Raw genomic sequence first — 17,804 nt, 5'->3', positions numbered from 1 at the left:
TTATGTTTGATTTTAAAGAAGTAACAACATGGTTCGACTTACTCCTAAGAAATACTCTTGGATTAGGAGATGGTATGTCGGTATTGATAGAATGTGTGATTGTGGCTCTCCTAATCTTATTAGGTTATGCCGTGTTGGCAATCATTCTTATTTTTATGGAACGTAAAGTATGTGCTTACTTCCAATGTCGTTTAGGTCCAATGCGTGTTGGTCTTTGGGGAGTTCTGCAGGTATTTGCAGACGTTATCAAGATGTTGATAAAGGAAATCTTCCCTGTTGACAAGGCTGATAAGCTACTTTATTATATGGCTCCCTTCTTAGTTCTCGTTGGATCGGTAGGTGCTTTCGCCTTCCTTCCATGGAATAAAGGAGCTTCGATCTTAGATTTTAATGTTGGAGTGTTCTTGATGAGCGCTATATCAAGTATTGGTGTAGTGGGCGTTTTCGTTGCAGGATGGAGCTCTAACAATAAGTTTAGTGTTATTTCTGCTATGCGTGGAGCTGTTCAGATGATTTCTTATGAAATGTCTTTGGGCTTATGTCTTATCACTGCTGTTGTGCTAACAGGAACGATGCAGCTAAGTGGTATAGTAGAATCTCAAGCAGATGGCTGGCTAATTTTTAAAGGACACGTTCCTGCTTTAATAGCATTCTTTGTGTTCTTAATCGCTGGTAACGCTGAAGCTAACCGTGGACCATTCGACTTAGCCGAAGCAGAAAGTGAGCTAACAGCAGGTTATCATACTGAATATTCAGGTATGGGATTCGGCTTTTTCTATCTAGCTGAGTACCTAAACTTGTTTATTGTAGCTGGAACAGCCGCTACTGTCTTCCTAGGAGGATGGATGCCACTTCATATTAATGGCCTTGATGGATTTAACCAAGTGATGGATTATATCCCAGGTATTGTGTGGTTCTTGGCTAAAGCCTTTATGCTCATTTGGTTGTTGCTATGGATTAAGTGGACTTTCCCACGTCTTCGTATCGACCAAATATTGAAACTCGAATGGAAATACTTAATGCCTTTGAGCCTTCTTAACTTAGTGTTAATGACCATTATGGTTGCTTTTGGCTGGCATTTTTAAATCTACGACGAAATGGAAGATAAAAAAACAACATATTTCGGAGGGATAAAAGAAACTGCAAAGAGTCTCCTTACAGGTATGGGTGTTACTTGGAAAGAGTATTTTACACCAAAGATCACTGAGCAGTATCCCGAGAATAGAAAAACAGTTCACATCTCTGCACGTCATCGTGGTACATTGATTATGCCCCATGATGAAGAAGGTAAGAATAAATGTGTGGCTTGTTTAATGTGTGAATCTGCATGCCCCAATGGCACAATACGCATAAAATGGGATAACGTTGTTACCCCTGATGGTAAGAAAAAGCGTCTATTGCAAGACTATGTGTATGACCTTGGTGACTGTATGTTTTGCCAATTGTGCGTGAATGCATGTAATTACGATGCTATTCATTTCTCTAATAGCTTCGAACACTCTGTATTTAACAGAAATGTTTTAGTGGAACATCTTAATAATCCACCAACAGAAGAGGAAATGAAGCAATATGCAGAGAACGCAAAGAAAGCAGAAGAAGCTAAGGCTGCAGTTGCAAAAGCAAAGGCAGAAGCTGATGCTGCGAAGGCTAAAGCAGAGGCAGAAGCTGCTAACAATGTAGAAACAACAAAAGCAGAGGAGGAAAAATAAACTATGGCAAACTTAATTATGTTTTGTATCTTAGCCGTAATTATCCTTGGATCGGCTATCGTTTGCGTTACAACAAAACGCATTATGCGTGCTGCAACCTTTCTCTTGTTTGTGTTGTTCGGCGTTGCTGGCATCTATTTCCTATTAGGTTACACCTTCTTAGGAGCCGCTCAGATATCTATTTACGCAGGTGGTATCACTATGGTATATATCTTTGCAATTCAACTCGTATCAAAAAGAACCCTACAAGGTTTGCAAGAATCATTCAGCTTGAAGAAGTCTTTGGGCGGAGTTCTTGTGGCTTTAGTGGGCTTAGTGATGTTCCTTGTGATCTTTGCAAAGAATGAATTCATTGGTAATGTCGTGGATTTAGGTCTAGCGAAAGAAGTTAGTATGCACGAAGTTGGTACGACTTTGATTGGAACAGAGAAAGGACAATATGCCCTTCCTTTTGAGTTTATCTCAGTGTTCCTATTGGCATGTATCATCGGAGGTGTAATGATTGCACGAAAGGAGGATAAAAAATGATTTCAGTATATGCTTTATTAGCGCTTAGTACGCTATTATTCTTTATAGGAGTATTTGGTTTTATCACACGAAGAAACCTAATAGCGATGCTCATTTCTATTGAGTTAGTATTGAACTCAGTGGATATTAACTTCGCAGTTTTTAATCGTATGCTTCACCCTAATAATGCAGAAGGATTCTTCTTTACATTATTCTCGATGGGAGTTGCAGCCGCAGAGACTGCTGTTGCCATTGCTATAATTATTAATGTGTACCATAATCTGAAGAATGATCAGGTGAACGGTATTGAAAACATGAAATTTTAAAAAGGATTATGGATTACAGTTTTGTCTTTTTAATACTTCTTTTACCTGCACTTTCTGCCATTGTTCTTGGTTTGGCAGGTATGAAGATGAGTCATAAAGTAGCTGGTCTAATAGGAACATTGGTGTTAGGAACACTTTTTTCATTATCTCTTTACACTGCAATTGAGTATTTCTTAATTCAAGGTAGAGGAGCTGATGGATTGTATCCAACCATCACTGCATTTAATATTAACTGGCTTCATTTCAATGAATTCTTAACTTTCAATATTGGTTTCCGCCTCACTCCAATTTCAGTTATGATGTTGGTGGTAATCACTACTGTTAGTTTTATGGTGCATATCTACTCATTTGGATACATGCATGGCGAGAAAGGCTTCCAACGTTACTATGCTTATCTCTCATTGTTTACAATGTCTATGCTCGGATTAGTTGTTGCAACTAATATTTTCCAAATGTATTTATTCTGGGAGTTAGTGGGAGTTAGCTCATACTTGCTAATCGGTTTCTACTATCCACAGCAAGCTGCGGTATCAGCTTCAAAGAAAGCGTTCATCGTTACACGCTTTGCTGACTTGTTCTTCCTTATTGGTATCCTTGTATATAGTTATTATGTAGGAACCTTTAACTATGATCTTACAGCAATGCCAGAGCTTGCTGGAAAGGCAGCAGCTGCTGCATCGATACTTCCTTGGGCTCTATTCTTGATGTTTATCGGTGGTGCTGGTAAGAGTGCAATGTTCCCATTGCATATCTGGTTGCCCGATGCTATGGAAGGACCAACACCAGTTTCTGCGCTAATTCACGCTGCAACGATGGTTGTTGCTGGTGTTTATTTAACCGCAAGTCTATTCCCCTTGTTCGTACAATATGCTCCAGAGCAACTTCATTGGATTGCTTATATCGCAGCATTCACCGCTTTTTATGCAGCAGCAGTTGCTTGTGTACAAAGCGATATCAAACGTGTTTTGGCGTTCTCAACCATCTCTCAGATTGGTTTTATGTTGGTTGCACTTGGTGTTTGCTTACCAGATGCAGCAACAAATGCCGTTGCGCACACAGAAGAATATGCTGATGTAGAAGGCTTAGGCTATATGGCTAGTATGTTCCATTTGTTTACTCACGCTATGTTTAAGGCATGTTTATTCCTTGGAGCAGGTTGTATTATTCACGCAGTACATTCAAACGAGAAAGCATATATGGGTGGCTTACGTAAGTATATGCCAATAACTCATATCACCTTCTTAATCTCTTGTCTTGCTATTTCAGGTATTCCACCTTTCAGTGGATTCTTCTCAAAAGATGAAATACTTGTTGCTTGTTACCACTTCAGCCCATTCATGGGAGCAATAATGAGTGGAATAGCAATGATGACAGCGTTCTATATGTTCCGTTTGTATTATGTAATCTTCTGGGGCAAGAGCTATTACGAAGCAAATATTGATAATGGAGCACACAAACCACATGAGGCGCCATTAACAATGACCTTCCCTTTGATATTCTTATCAATCATAACAGTTCTTTGTGGCTTTATTCCTTTCGGACAATATGTATCTGCTAACGGAATAGGTTTCACTACTCACATCCATTGGAACGTAGCTTTAACAAGTGTTGGTTTAGCAGTTGTTGCGATTATTGCAGCGACTATTATGTACAAAGGTGAAGAAACACCATTTGCAGACAAGCTTGCTAAAACATTCCCAACACTTCATAAGGCAGCATATCGTCGTTTCTACATGGACGAAGTATGGCAATTTGTTACTCATAAGATTATCTTCCGCTTTGTAAGTACACCTATCGCATGGTTCGATAAGCATGTTATCGATGGTACATTCGACTTCCTTGCATGGGGAGCAAATGAAGGTGCAGAGACAATTCGTCCATGGCAAAGTGGTGATGTACGTAAATATGCAGCATGGTTCTTAACTGGTGCCGTTGCATTAACATTAGTATTACTTAGTATATTGAACTAAAATGAGCATATTAACATTATTTGTAGTCATTCCCGTAATTATGTTGTTGGGTTTATGGTTAAGCCGAAATCTAGCACAAATACGTGGTGTAATGGTTGTTGGTGCAACTGCTTTGTTAGCATTGTCAGCTTGGTTAACCATTACTTTCATTCAGATGCGCAATGCAGGCAATACAGATCCAATGTTGTTCACCTACAGTGTGCCCTGGTTTAAGTCGTTGAATATCGCTTATAGTGTAGGCGTTGATGGCGTTTCTGTTGTGATGATCCTTTTATCTAGTATCATTGTGTTTACAGGAACCTTTGCTTCTTGGCAGTTAAAGCCCTTAACAAAAGAATACTTCCTTTGGTTTGTTCTTCTATCTATAGGTGTTTATGGATTCTTTATCTCGACAGATATGTTCACAATGTTCATGTTCTACGAGGTAGCGCTTATCCCAATGTACCTTCTTATTGGTGTATGGGGTAGTGGTAAGAAAGAATATGCAGCTATGAAGCTAACCCTTATGCTTATGGGAGGTTCGGCTTTACTTATCATTGGTATTCTTGGTATCTACTTCTTCAGTGGTGCAACAACCATGAATGTACAAGAGTTAGCTGCTCTTCACAATATTCCTAGTGGAGTTCAAAATGTTCTATTCCCATTTGTGTTTATTGGTTTTGGTGTTCTTGGAGCCCTTTTCCCATTCCACACATGGTCTCCTGATGGTCACGCATCAGCTCCTACAGCCGTTTCAATGCTCCATGCTGGTGTATTGATGAAGTTAGGAGGATATGGATGTTTCCGTATTGCGATGTATCTATTACCTAATGCAGCTCACGATTTGTCTTGGATATTCCTTATCCTCACAACCTGTTCAGTTGTATATGGTGCATTCTCAGCTTGTGTTCAAACCGACTTGAAATATATCAATGCTTATTCTTCAGTGTCACACTGTGGTTTAGTGCTTTTCGCTTTATTGATGATGACTCAAACATCATGCACAGGAGCAGTACTTCAGATGTTGTCTCACGGTTTGATGACAGCCTTGTTCTTCGCTCTAATCGGTATGATTTATGGTAGAACACATACAAGAGATATCCGTCAGTTAGGTGGTTTGATGAAGATTATGCCATTCCTTAGTGTTGGATATGTAGTTGCTGGTCTTGCAAACCTTGGTCTTCCAGGATTTAGTGGATTCGTTGCAGAGATGACAGTCTTTGTAGGTTCATTTGAAAATGGTGATACCTTCCACAGAGTTTGTACCATCATTGCTTGTACAAGTATTGTAACAACAGCAGTGTACATTCTAAGAACAGTAGGAAAGATCTTGTATGGAAAAGTTGCTGACCCACACTTTGAAGAATTGACAGATGCAACATGGGACGAACGTTTCTCAGTTATCTGTTTAATATTCTGTGTTGCAGCTCTTGGTATTGCACCATTCTGGGCAAGCGACATCATCAACAGCAGCTTAGGTCCATTGTTACACCACATTCACACATTTGGTGCAGTAGCAACAATGTAAGTATTATTCATCGCAATAAAAAATATTTTAGATAATGAATTACGGTCAATTTCTAACAATGCAGCCAGAGGTTAGTTTAATGGCACTATTGGTTATTACCTTTATTGCCGACTTTATCTCAGCTGGAAAAGAACGTCGTTGGTTCAATCCATTGGTGTGTGTGCTTATGTTGCTACATCTTGTGTTGAACTTTCAGCCATCAGTTGCCATGGAAGCCTTTGGTGGAATGTATCAAACCAACTCATCAATAAGTGTTATTAAAACAATACTTGCGTTGGGTACACTGCTAGTTTTCATTCAAAGTCGTACATGGTTACAACGTAACGACACATCTTTTAAAGAAGGAGAATTTTACCTTTTAATCATCTCAACATTGTTGGGTATGAACATGATGGTAAGTGCAGGACACTTCCTTTTATTCTTCTTAGGACTCGAAATGGCGTCAGTTCCAATGGCATGTCTAGTGGCATTCGACAAATATCGTCACAATTCAGCAGAAGCAGGTGCTAAGTTCATACTTACAGCAACCTTCTCAAGCGGTGTAATGTTGTTCGGTATTTCACTTATTTACGGAGCTGTAGGAACATTGTATTTCAACGATTGCGCATCACTTATCACAGCATCACCTCTAACCATCGCAGGTTTGGTGTTCTTTTTCAGTGGTTTAGCATTCAAAATATCATTGGTTCCATTCCACTTCTGGACAGCAGATACCTATCAAGGAGCGCCAACAACAGTTACAGGTTACTTGTCTGTAGTATCTAAGGGAGCTGCAACTTTTGCGTCACTAACCATTCTTATGAAAGTGTTTGTAAATATGGTTGAGCACTGGCAAATACTTCTTTACATCCTAATTGTATTGAGTATCACCATTGGAAACCTTTTTGCAATTCGCCAAACAGAGCTAAAACGCTTCATGGCATTTAGTTCAATATCACAAGCAGGTTATATTATGTTGGCAGTAGTTGCCGACAATGCAATGGGTATAGCAGCACTTTCATATTATGTGTTGATTTATGTTGTAGCCAACCTTGCAGTATTTGCAATTATTGGTGCTATTGAAGAGCGTAACAATGGAGTTACCGACATCGAGGCATATAATGGTTTATACACCACCAATCCAAAGCTTTCGTTCATCATGACCCTTGCTTTGTTCTCATTAGGTGGTATTCCTCCATTTGCAGGTATGTTCAGTAAGTTCTTCGTTTTTATGTCTGCAGTAGAGCAAGGCTCAACACTTTCTTATGTAATAGTGTTCATTGCCTTGATCAACACCGTTGTAAGTTTATACTATTATCTATTGATAGTAAAAGCAATGTATATCAACAAAAGTGAGAATCCTTTGCCAACATTCAAGTCAGATGTTAACACAAAGATCACACTTGCACTTTGCACCATAGGTGTATTGTTGTTCGGTGTATGCTCTTGTATCTTTGAATACATCGCAGCTAATGTGACAATATAAGATAGAACTATTCTCTGTTATTACAATAGAGTAGTATTATATTATTCATATCACCACCTACAGAATTTAATTTTGTAGGTGGTTTTTTCATATTTTCTGCTCACTTGCTTTGCTTAAAAAATGAAATAAGGTAATAAAGAAAAGCATTTAGCAAAGTATATTACGTTCTTATTCAAAAGAATATCACTAAATTTGCACTAGCAAAAGGATACAAAAACAATCTAAAAGCAGTTGTTATGCAGTATCCATTCAATCAATACATCTCAAAAAGTTATGATTCAAAAGATGCAAAAAGGCGATTACGACCATTATGTGGTTAAAGTTGAAGACACATTGCTTAACTGGCTTGTAACCAACGTCACCACAATGAGCCGTAATAAACTAAAAGATATATTAGCAGGACAAGGCATTAAGGTGAATGGAAAAATCACAACAAAGTATGATTATCCATTAACTCCAGGTATGAAGATTGCCATTAGTAAAACAAAACGCAACAATTTGTTTAGAAGCAAGTATGTTGATATTGTTTATGAAGACAATCATATCATTGTAGTGCATAAGAAAGCAGGAATCCTTTCTATGCCAGTAGGACGTGGATCGCTTAATGTTAAGGCCGTTCTCGACGACTATTTGATGCGTTCTAAGCAAAAATGTAATGCCCATGTGGTGCACCGTTTAGATAGAGAAACAAGTGGTTTGATGGTATATGCCAAAGATAAACGAGTGGAGCGACTATTCGAAGAAGACTGGCATAACATTGTTTACGATCGCCGTTATATGGCAGTTGTAAGTGGAGAAGTACACGAAAACGAAGGAACCATTGCCAATTGGTTGAAAGACAACAAAATGTTTGTTACCTATTCGTGTCCTTTTGATAACGGAGGAAAGTATGCAGTAACGCATTTTCACGTGATTAAACGCACCGCTTATCACACACTTGTAGAGTATAAGCTCGAAACAGGGCGTAAAAATCAAATTCGTGTGCATTCTGCCGACATGGGACATCCCGTGTGTGGAGATACAAAATATGGTAATGGTGATGACCCAATAGGACGCCTTTGTCTTCATGCTTATATCCTTGCGTTCTACCATCCAATTACACATAAGCCCCTTCAGTTCGAAACACCCATTCCTTCAGACTTCAAACGAATCGTGAAATAAACCTCATTAAGGTTTGTTCTCAGCTTAAAATAAAAGAGCCTATAGTATCTATATCGATGCTATAGGCTTTCTTGTTGATGCCTTTCTTTGCAAAAGGCAATGTCGCTTACTATCAAGTCCTTACAGAAATAGAAATAAAAGCACTGCTTTTGTGTTGCAATATCATTGCTTTTAGGGGCTTATATCCATCCTTTTACATTGTAAGTTGATAGCTTTTCTTTTAGAAAGTCAAACTCATTGATTTGTCAGTTCAAGGTGTCTTCTTTTAAAGTCATAAAGAAACGCACTAAAAAGTAAATTAGTTACACTCTCTCTTGTAACCGCCTACTTCTTAGTGCGTACTTATTTAAAATGCAAGAGACAATAATTAAGCCTCTTTGTTTTTAGTATCTTCCTTTATTCTGATAACAGCATTAGCAATGATAGCAGTTAAACCACCAGTGGTAATACCAGAAGCGAAGATGTTTTTAATAGTGTCTGGGAATTGATTTAGAATCTCTGGAACCATCTCAACGCTTAATCCAAGAGAGAAACTAAGTGCTAACACGAGTGTAGCCTTTCTGTCAATCTTTTGCGAAGCGATAATTCTTATACCTGCAGAAGCCACTGTTCCGAACATAAGTAGAGTAGCACCACCAAGCACTGGGTCTGGCATTATCGAGAAGATAAGACCTACTGCAGGGAACAAACCTAAGATAACAAGGAAAGCAGCAATGTAATAACCTACATAACGGCTTGCAACTCCAGTTAATTGGATCATTCCGTTGTTTTGAGCGAATATTGAATTAGGGAACGAGTTGAATACACCTGCAAGCATAGAGTTGAATCCATCTGCAAGAATACCACCTGAAGCACGTTTCATAAACACTTCTCCTTCAACTGGTTCGCCTGAAATAAGCGAGTTAGCTGTGATGTCTCCGTAAGCTTCAATAGCAGTAATCATGTAGATAATACCTAATGCAATGATTGAAGAAATAGGGAAGCTAACACCATATTTAAAAGGAATAGGAAGGTTAAAGCCACCATAAGAGCTAACAGCATCAAAGTGAACCTTACCCATGAAGTATGCAGCCACATAGCCAAAGATAAGTCCTATAACGATAGAACTCATTCTTAAATAGCGGTTATTGCTGCGGTTGAAGATAATAATCGATACAAGTACGAGGGCTGCAAGACCTAAGTTGTCGAAAGAACCAAAGGTTCCGTCTTGCATTGCTTGTACACCTCCACCACAAGCGTTGATACCTACCTTTATTAAACTCATACCAATGAGTGTAACAACGATACCAGAAACAAGTGGAGTAATAATCTTTCGTGTGTATTTCAATAAGCGACTTATTGCCATTTCCACTACAGATGCAGCCATACAAGCCCCAAAGATGGCAGGAAGTCCACCTGCTAAGCCCGCAGAAATGATAGGGCCTATAAATGAAAAGCTTGTTCCTTGAATGCAAAGAAGTCCTGTTCCAATTCCACCAATGCGTCTACATTGAATGAATGTTGAAATACCTGAAACAAAAAGTGCCATCGAAACGAGGAATCCAGTTGTGGAAACATCAAGTTTGAGGGCACTTGCAATGATTAAAGGAGGCGTAACTATTGCCACAAAAATGGCAAGAAGGTGTTGTAAGGCAGCAAAAAGAGCCTCACGAACTGGCGGTCTATCGTTTAGACCGTAAATGAGTTCTCGGGTTGTTTGTTCGTTTTTCATTATTTGAGTTTTATTTCACAGTTATCTAAAGATTCTACTATTGCAAGACTTTGCACGTCTATTCCTTTGTTACGAAGATAGGATCCGCCGTCTTGGAACGATTTTTCTATAATAAAGCCCATGCCTTTTATGGTCGCACCAGCTTGCTCGCAAAGTTCAATAATGCCTTTTGCTGCATTTCCATAAGCCAAGAAATCGTCGATAAACACAACGGTATCGCCTTCCTGAAGATATTCTTTACTGATGCAAATGTCGTATGAACGCTGTTTAGTAAAAGAAAAAACAGATGCTGAAAGCATATTAGACATGGTAGAAGGCTTTTTCTTTTTGGCAAATACAACAGGTAAATCGAGTAAGAAACCCATCATAATTGCAGGCGCAATGCCCGATGCTTCTACAGTTAAAATTTTGTTTACGCCCTTTAAGTCAAAACGTTTTGAAAACTCCACGGCAATGGATTTCATCAAATTAGGGTCCATTTGATGGTTAATAAAGCCGTCTACTTTAAGAATACCGCCAGGGAAACAACGTCCATCGCTAAGTATTCGGTCTTTTAATTGTTTCATTGCATTACTTTAAATAATGCATGCAAAAGTACTAAAAAAGGTACAAAAAACAAGCTATTGCTATACTTTTTTGTTGCATTTTTTTTATTCTTTTTATCCAATGGTGCACTTTCTCTTTTTTAGTACATTAAAAATAGTACCTCATAACTCACAATTGGGGTTATAAGGCACTATCCTTGGCTTGATAATTTATCTCCTAATGCTATATAATACTATGTTGCTTTATATATAATAAGGTGGAGTAGAGGTATTAATCTTTGGTCTTTTCGTTGAAAAGCGACATCAACCATTGCTTTTGTTCGTCAATAGTTAGGTTGCTATTGTCCAACTCAATTGCATCATCAGCCTTTCTTAAAGGACTCACTTCACGATGACTATCTATATAATCTCTTTCCTCTACGTTCTTTAAAATATCGTCGTAATTAGCTGGCATGCCCTTTTGTTGCAACTCATCATAACGTCGTTGCGCTCTAACAGCGGCCGAAGCGGTTACGTAAATCTTTAGTTCTGCATCGGGAAAAACCACTGTTCCAATGTCTCTTCCGTCCATAACAACGCCTTTTTCTTTGCCCATTTGCTGTTGTTGAGCCACAAGTGCAGTTCTAACAAAGTCGATAGTGGCAATAGGACTCACATGGTTTGACACCTCTAAAGAGCGTATCTCTTTTTCTACATTCTCATTATTGAGATAGGTTTCAGGGCGTCCTGTTTCTTCATTGATGATGAATGAAATATGAATGTTGGGCATTTCTGCTCTTAATTCCTCAATTTTGATAGAACCATCGCTATTGAAAAGGTTGTGACGAAGAGCGTATAAAGTAACCGAACGATACATTGCTCCAGTGTCAACATAAACATATCCCACCTCTTTTGCAAGGTCTTTTGCCATAGTACTCTTACCACATGACGACAAACCGTCGATGGCAATTGTTATCTTTTTCATATTATTGTGCTTTATATTTTTGTTCGTAATAGTTTTATTTGCATGCTTTTTATAGGCTATATCCTACGTTTATCAATAGAGAAGAACCCGAAACGTGGTATTTTCCATAAGCAAGATTCAACTTAAAACGCTCAAGATTTAAACCAGCACCTAGCGATAAGCCTGCTCCATGTGCTGAACTTGTGTCGTTAGTGAATAACTTCATTTGGTTAGCTCGCTTGAAGTTGTAGCCAGCTCCAACCCAAATGTTATCGCTTAGGATAACATCTAAGCCTGCATTAACATGTTGAATGAATTTATAATTCCAGTGATTGAGGTCGAAAAGCGTTAGAGATGCTCTGAAAGGAGTATTCGTAAATCGCTTAGTTACGCCTAATTGCACATCAAGAGGCATCTTTTCGTATTCGTCATCAAATGCTTTTAGCTGTCCACCTAAATTCTTTAAGGCAATAGACACCGACCAATCATAATCGGGTTCATAATAGTTTAAACCTAAATCAACACCCATTGCAATTGAATTATAATTGCCAATGTTAGTGGTAATGAATTTAACAGCGATACCACCAGCCACGTTTTTTGCCAAGATATACGAGAAATAACCAGCCACCGAGATATCTTTTGCACTGAAAGAGCCTGTTATATAGCCCGAAGGATCAGTCTGTTGCAGTGTTCCATAGTTAAGATATTGAGCCGAGAAAGCCACAGATGCCTTTTCTTTTATCGTTTTATTGAAAGCTGCCGACAACGAGTTGATGCCTTTCATGTAATTCATATAGTTTACATTGATGGTCTTATCGCTAACCGAAGACAATAGGGCAGGGTTGTGAAATATCAATGCTTCGTCGTCTTCTATTAGTGAAATATTCTCTCCACCCAATGCTGCAGCATGAGCAGAAACAGGCAATCGCAAGAAATTATATGCTGTTTTGCTTTCTTGTGCTTTAGCATTTAAGACTTGAAATATAAGGAAAAACGTTATGATGTATTTACTCATAGGGTTCTATTCAATGTGTGTTATTGGTTGAAAACCAAATGCAAAGATACTGATTTTAGTTTACTTACTACTCTTTTTTATGTTTTTGTAGCGAGTTAATAAAAAAAATAGCACTACCTTTGCATTGAGTCCGCATGATGTGGAATAGGTTTTCTCTACTTTATAAGCGAAGAATAGAATGGTAAATAAAATGCCAAATAATGATAGAAGAACAAGAGGTAATGAACGGGTAACACATTTTTTACTCGCATTAGTTCTTATATTCTCTTGTATTTATACCATTCTCGAATATTCACCAATGAGCAATGACGATTATGATGTAGACGAAGAAGTATTAAAAAAGCTACCTAAAGAGAGCGATTTAATACCTGCTCCAGTTCCACCAACAGTGCCTGCACCTCCTAAACCCACTACCAAAAAGTTGATAACCAACAACATTAAGTTGGTTAACGAGCACGTAGAACACACCACCAAACCGCCTTTAGAAAACAATACCTTGTTAGTTGGAGACGGAAAGGCTGAAATTCCTGATGCAAAGATCGATAAAGCAATTATTGAAAAGCCTGTTAATGACAATGAAGAGATTAACAAGCAGTTGCTAGAAGAATTGCCTGAGTTTCCCGGAGGTGTTATTGCTTTTATGAAATGGTTAACCAAGAACCTTCAATATCCTAAGCAAGCGCAGCAAGCAAAGATAGAAGGAAAGGTGTTAGTGTCGTTTCTTATCAATACAGATGGAAGTGTAACAGAACTCAAAATAGAAAAGAATGTGCACCCATTGCTCGATAATGAGGCGATGAGAGTGATGCGAACAATGCCTAAATGGCGACCTGGTATGGCGAAAGGAAAACCATGTCAGACCAAAATTTCAATTCCTGTAGTTTTTCAACTCTAATTTATTACCAACATGTTTACATCAAACGAACTTTTACAAACACTTAATCAATATATTGATAGTATTGTTTTCGACCGAAAACCAGTATCGCTTTACGAGCCAATTAAATACTCGTTATCGATGGGAGGAAAGAGAATTCGTCCTATGTTGATGTTGCTTACCTATCAGTTATATAAGAACGATCCACAAAGCATATTGCCAGTGGCATCTGCTTTGGAAACTTATCACAATTATACGCTACTTCATGACGATTTAATGGATAACGCTCTCTTGCGTAGAGGTCAGCCAACTGTGCATAAAAAGTGGAATGCGAACACTGCAATTCTATCGGGAGATTCGATGTTAGTGTTTGCTTATAAGTTGCTTGCAGAATGTAATGTAGATAAACTTAAAGAGGTTTTAGACCTGTTTACCATCACAGCTTTAGAGATTGGAGAGGGACAACAGTATGATATGGACTTCGAATTGCGTAACGATGTTGCAGAAAGCGAATATATAGAGATGATTCGTTTAAAGACAAGTGTGTTGCTGGCTTGTTCTATGAAGATTGGTGCTATCTTGGCAGGAGCACCTTCTGAAGATGCAAATAACCTCTATCGTTTTGGCGAATTGATTGGTTTAGCGTTCCAATTGCAAGACGATTACCTTGATGTTTATGGCGATTCAAAAGTATTTGGTAAAGCTATTGGAGGAGATATTGCATCGAATAAAAAGACCTTTATGTTGATTAATGCTTTAAGCAAGGCAAATGAAACACAACGAAAGGAACTCGAAATGTGGATAGCCAACACCAATGTTGAAGATGAACAAAAGAAAATTGAGGCAGTAACTGCTTTGTATAACGCCATTGGAATTGATGTGTTGGCGCAAAAAAAGATTAATTTTTATTTCGAAGAGAGTAAGAAATATCTTGCAGCAGTGCCTTTAAGCAACGAAATAAAGAAAGAATTAACAGATTATGTGGCACGAATGATGAAGAGAAACTATTAAGTTTTATTCTTCGTCTTGTTACTTATTGTTCCCATAAATAAAAAAATGGTGCTGTTGCACTCTGAAAACAGACTATTGATATTGTTTTCAAAGGTGGAATGGCACAAGAATATAATATAAAAAGAATGATTTCATTAGTAGATACACACGCTCATTTAGATGTCGAAGACTTTTCTGACGACCTTCAGCAGGTGGTTCAACGTGCAAAAGAGGCTGGGGTAGGTCGTATGTTCTTACCTGCTATCGACCAATCGTCGGTTCAAAGCATCTTAACTCTTTGCAAACAATATCCCAATGTGCTTTATCCTATGCTTGGATTACATCCTGAAGGTGTTGATGCGAACTATAAAGAGGTGTTGAAAGACATGAAATCTTACTTAAATAGTGAGTCTAATTTTATCGCAATAGGCGAGGTGGGGTTAGATTTTTATTGGTCTCGTGAGTTCGAAAAAGAGCAGTTAGAGGCTTTCGAAGAACAACTAAAATGGTCGATAGAGACAGGTCTTCCGTTGATGATTCATTGTCGAAAGGCTCAAAACGAGATGGTAAAACTGATGAAACCCTATGCAAAAGAGCTTCCTGGAGGAGTGTTTCACTGTTTCACTGGTAATGAATTAGAGGCTGAAAGCTTTTTGCAATTCTCTAATTTTAGCTTGGGAATAGGTGGAGTTCTAACCTTTAAGAAGAGTCACTTGCCCGAAGTTTTGCCTAAAGCAGTGCCTCTTAATCGCATCGTTTTAGAGACAGATAGTCCTTATATGGCTCCTGTTCCACATCGAGGAAAACGCAACGAGAGTGCATTTGTAGTGGAAGTGGCACAAAAACTTGCTGAAAGCTATGGCGTTTCTATCGACGAAATAGCACGACAAACAAATGAAAATGTAGAAAGAATTTTTAATATTAAAGTATAGTTGATATCACGGTAGAATAGAAAATTTGTTCTCTTCTTTTTCAAGCACAAACCATCTGTTTAAAAAGAATAAAAAGATATTGTTATAAAAGCATTGTTATTGCATGTCAATAGCAATGCTTTTGTTGTTGAATAGCATTGCTTTTACACTTTAAAAGCAATGCTTTTTATAGTATTCACCAAGTTGTTATATTTAATATTGTTTTCATTTTGAATGAGTTAAGATGTCTTTTGAAGTGTGAGGGTAGTGTAAAAACTTAATGAGATATTTAAGGTTTAAGACTAGTGATATTTATTGTTAAAAGAATTATTGTTTCAAAGCATAATCAAACACTATTTAGTAAATTTGTAAAGTCAGTTTTATTCGTCTCAGAAACATACCTTTTGTAACATTTATATAATTAGAACATAGAACGGAAAGACTGGCAATGGAGATATTTTAAATAAAAAACTTATGTGTAATTAAACATTTATCAAACATGATGAAAAACATTTCTTATTGGTGTCAATCGCTTGCATTTATAGCGGTTGCAATGGTTCCATGTATCAGTATGGAAGCATCAGTAGCAGATGACTATCCAATCGACGTGGCAAAGGTCGATGGAAGAGTGGGAGCAAGTATGCCTTATACTCGCTATGATTCAGAAGAAGCGCAGTTAATAGGTGGTGCTCAATTGTTAAGTTCGCCCAAATGGGAACGCAGAAACCTTGCTTCTCAGGCGTCGAGACAATCGTATGTAAGCTTGCCTTCTAATGGTTCGGCTCTCGAATGGACACTAAACACAAAAGCAAAAGGTGTTACTGTTCGCTTTACCATGCCCGATTCGCCCAACGGAAAAGGGCTCGATGGAACCTTAGATGTGTATGTTGATGGAAAATACAACCAAACAATCAACGTAAGTTCAAGGTATTCTTATCAGTATTTCACCATCGGTGCTCCTTCGGACGAACCTAATGGTGGCGTTCCTGCATTTGCTTTTGATGAAGTTCACTTTAAGTTGAAGAAAGAATTACAACCAGGGCAAAGAATACAAATACGCTCTACTGGTGCGGGAGGATTGAAATATGGAGTAGACTTTATTGAAACAGAACAAATTCCTGATCCTATTGTTCCTAATAAAAAAGGTAACTTTATCGATGTAACGGATAAAGAATATGGTGCAATTCCTGATGATGGAAAAGACGATTTACCTGCTTTTGAGAAAGCTGTTGCAGATGCTCGAAAGCAGAATAAAAACATATATATTCCTGAAGGTACATTCCATTTATCTAACGTTTGGCGAGTTAATGTTGAAAACATAACCATCACAGGTGCTGGTATGTGGTATACTAATCTACAATTCACAGAAGATGCCATTGAACGAGGCGGTATTTCAGGTGGTTGGACAGGTTATTCGGAAAGAAATGGCCAGAGAGTACCAGCGGAATTAGATGGTGTTTGTAGCAATATCGAGTTTAGTAATATGTATATTAACTCGGGTTTACATTCACGATACAGCGAAGGTGCTATCTATAAGTGCTTTATGGACGTATGGGGAACAGGTACAGTGTTCCGCAATATATGGGAAGAGCACTTTGAGTGTGGTTTCTGGTTTGGCGATTACAATGGCAAAATAGACTATTCTAAGAATGTAAAGGTGATAGACTGCCGTATAAGAAACAACTATGCTGATGGTGTTAACTTCTGTATAGGTACTTCCAATTCTGCAGTTTATAACTGTTCTATCCGTAATAATGGTGATGATGGGTTGGCAGTGTGGCCTGATGACAGTAAAGGACCAAAGTCGGCAGACAATAATATTTTTGCCTATAACACCATAGAGCTTGGCTGGCGTGCTGGAGGTGTAGCAATATATGGAGGAGATGGCCATAAGATATATAATAATTATATACTAAAGTTTCCCACCCCTTAAAACACTAACTTTTCTCATTTTCCTTTGTCTGTCTTCCCCCATATCCATTGACTGTTAACACATGCCTAACAGAAGTTATGCAGACTATCCACATACTTCGTCCCATTTTTCCAACGCTTCAGCCATTACAAGGATTTTGCTCATCTCTTTGTCGTTTCCGCTGATTGTAGCCATAAGGTATTGGGGCGTCATTCCAAGTATTTCTCCTAAAATGCGAAGAATGCGTTCGATGCAGGT

Annotated in this window: 16 protein-coding genes and 1 pseudogene; 12 read left to right on the top strand and 5 right to left on the bottom strand. The window is 38.2% G+C overall.

Annotated elements, in window-relative coordinates:
- The first annotated feature begins 2 nt into the window (after nucleotides 1–2).
- The 8 genes from nuoH to A3GM_RS0108955 all read left to right on the top strand — a co-directional run bounded on the left by nuoH (nucleotide 3) and on the right by A3GM_RS0108955 (nucleotide 8,645).
- Nucleotides 3–1,085, top strand: coding sequence for an NADH-quinone oxidoreductase subunit NuoH (nuoH, locus tag A3GM_RS0108990; RefSeq protein ID WP_018363039.1), 1,083 nt, complete (start codon nucleotides 3–5; stop codon nucleotides 1,083–1,085).
- A 12-nt stretch (nucleotides 1,086–1,097) separates the two neighbouring features.
- The gene (locus tag A3GM_RS0108985; RefSeq protein ID WP_018363038.1) at nucleotides 1,098–1,709 is read left to right on the top strand and encodes a 4Fe-4S dicluster domain-containing protein; all 612 of its coding nucleotides are present in this window, start codon (nucleotides 1,098–1,100) and stop codon (nucleotides 1,707–1,709) included.
- 3 nt (nucleotides 1,710–1,712) lie between these two features.
- Complete coding sequence (locus tag A3GM_RS0108980) at nucleotides 1,713–2,237, top strand: NADH-quinone oxidoreductase subunit J family protein (RefSeq protein WP_018363037.1); 525 nt, start codon at nucleotides 1,713–1,715, stop codon at nucleotides 2,235–2,237.
- Nucleotides 2,234–2,542 (top strand): NADH-quinone oxidoreductase subunit NuoK, encoded by a 309-nt coding sequence (gene nuoK, locus A3GM_RS0108975; protein WP_009228717.1) that lies wholly within the window; start codon nucleotides 2,234–2,236, stop codon nucleotides 2,540–2,542. Before A3GM_RS0108980 ends, nuoK begins: the two co-directional genes overlap by 4 nt.
- Before the next feature lie 8 nt (nucleotides 2,543–2,550).
- Entirely contained in the window at nucleotides 2,551–4,512 is a 1,962-nt protein-coding gene (locus A3GM_RS0108970; RefSeq protein ID WP_018363036.1) for an NADH-quinone oxidoreductase subunit 5 family protein, read from the top strand.
- Nucleotide 4,513: 1 nt separating this feature from the next.
- Entirely contained in the window at nucleotides 4,514–6,019 is a 1,506-nt protein-coding gene (locus A3GM_RS0108965; protein WP_026216173.1) for a complex I subunit 4 family protein, read from the top strand.
- 34 nt (nucleotides 6,020–6,053) lie between these two features.
- Nucleotides 6,054–7,484: an NADH-quinone oxidoreductase subunit N gene (locus A3GM_RS0108960; RefSeq protein WP_018363034.1), complete on the top strand. Its 1,431-nt coding sequence runs from the start codon at nucleotides 6,054–6,056 to the stop codon at nucleotides 7,482–7,484.
- A 273-nt stretch (nucleotides 7,485–7,757) separates the two neighbouring features.
- Nucleotides 7,758–8,645, top strand: coding sequence for an RluA family pseudouridine synthase (locus tag A3GM_RS0108955; protein ID WP_018363033.1), 888 nt, complete (start codon nucleotides 7,758–7,760; stop codon nucleotides 8,643–8,645).
- A 367-nt stretch (nucleotides 8,646–9,012) separates the two neighbouring features.
- Here A3GM_RS0108955 and A3GM_RS0108950 read toward each other — a convergent pair whose 3' ends face one another.
- The 4 genes from A3GM_RS0108950 to porQ form a co-directional block, all read right to left on the bottom strand.
- Nucleotides 9,013–10,356 (bottom strand): nucleobase:cation symporter-2 family protein, encoded by a 1,344-nt coding sequence (locus A3GM_RS0108950; RefSeq protein ID WP_018363032.1) that lies wholly within the window; start codon nucleotides 10,354–10,356, stop codon nucleotides 9,013–9,015.
- A complete protein-coding gene (gene xpt, locus A3GM_RS0108945; protein ID WP_018363031.1) occupies nucleotides 10,356–10,922 on the bottom strand; it encodes a xanthine phosphoribosyltransferase in 567 nt (188 codons plus the stop codon). Before xpt ends, A3GM_RS0108950 begins: the two co-directional genes overlap by 1 nt.
- 250 nt (nucleotides 10,923–11,172) lie before the next feature.
- The gene (gene cmk, locus A3GM_RS0108940) at nucleotides 11,173–11,865 is read right to left on the bottom strand and encodes a (d)CMP kinase (RefSeq protein ID WP_018363030.1); all 693 of its coding nucleotides are present in this window, start codon (nucleotides 11,863–11,865) and stop codon (nucleotides 11,173–11,175) included.
- 49 nt (nucleotides 11,866–11,914) lie between these two features.
- On the bottom strand, nucleotides 11,915–12,859 hold the full coding sequence (porQ, locus tag A3GM_RS0108935; RefSeq protein ID WP_018363029.1) for a type IX secretion system protein PorQ: 945 nt from the start codon (nucleotides 12,857–12,859) through the stop codon (nucleotides 11,915–11,917).
- Between the two features lie 178 nt (nucleotides 12,860–13,037).
- Between porQ and A3GM_RS0108930 the strand changes: the two genes are divergently transcribed.
- From A3GM_RS0108930 to A3GM_RS11185, 4 genes are all read left to right on the top strand, one after another.
- Nucleotides 13,038–13,754 (top strand): energy transducer TonB, encoded by a 717-nt coding sequence (locus A3GM_RS0108930; RefSeq protein WP_052310841.1) that lies wholly within the window; start codon nucleotides 13,038–13,040, stop codon nucleotides 13,752–13,754.
- A gap of 12 nt (nucleotides 13,755–13,766) precedes the next feature.
- Nucleotides 13,767–14,744, top strand: a complete 978-nt coding sequence (locus tag A3GM_RS0108925) for a polyprenyl synthetase family protein (RefSeq protein ID WP_025830157.1) — start codon at nucleotides 13,767–13,769, stop codon at nucleotides 14,742–14,744.
- Between the two features lie 125 nt (nucleotides 14,745–14,869).
- On the top strand, nucleotides 14,870–15,655 hold the full coding sequence (locus tag A3GM_RS0108920) for a TatD family hydrolase (RefSeq protein ID WP_044124492.1): 786 nt from the start codon (nucleotides 14,870–14,872) through the stop codon (nucleotides 15,653–15,655).
- Nucleotides 15,656–16,133: 478 nt separating this feature from the next.
- Nucleotides 16,134–17,567, top strand: coding sequence for a glycosyl hydrolase family 28-related protein (locus A3GM_RS11185; RefSeq protein WP_018363025.1), 1,434 nt, complete (start codon nucleotides 16,134–16,136; stop codon nucleotides 17,565–17,567).
- A gap of 84 nt (nucleotides 17,568–17,651) precedes the next feature.
- Here A3GM_RS11185 and A3GM_RS11635 read toward each other — a convergent pair.
- A pseudogene (locus tag A3GM_RS11635) lies at nucleotides 17,652–17,804 on the bottom strand (IS4 family transposase); the annotation flags it as partial.

This window comes from Hoylesella nanceiensis DSM 19126 = JCM 15639, from assembly GCF_000379965.1.
In the GTDB taxonomy this organism is placed as follows: Bacteria; Bacteroidota; Bacteroidia; order Bacteroidales; family Bacteroidaceae; genus Prevotella; species Prevotella nanceiensis.
Note: the sequence above shows the minus strand (reverse complement) of the source record. Positions and strands in the feature narration are given on the sequence as shown.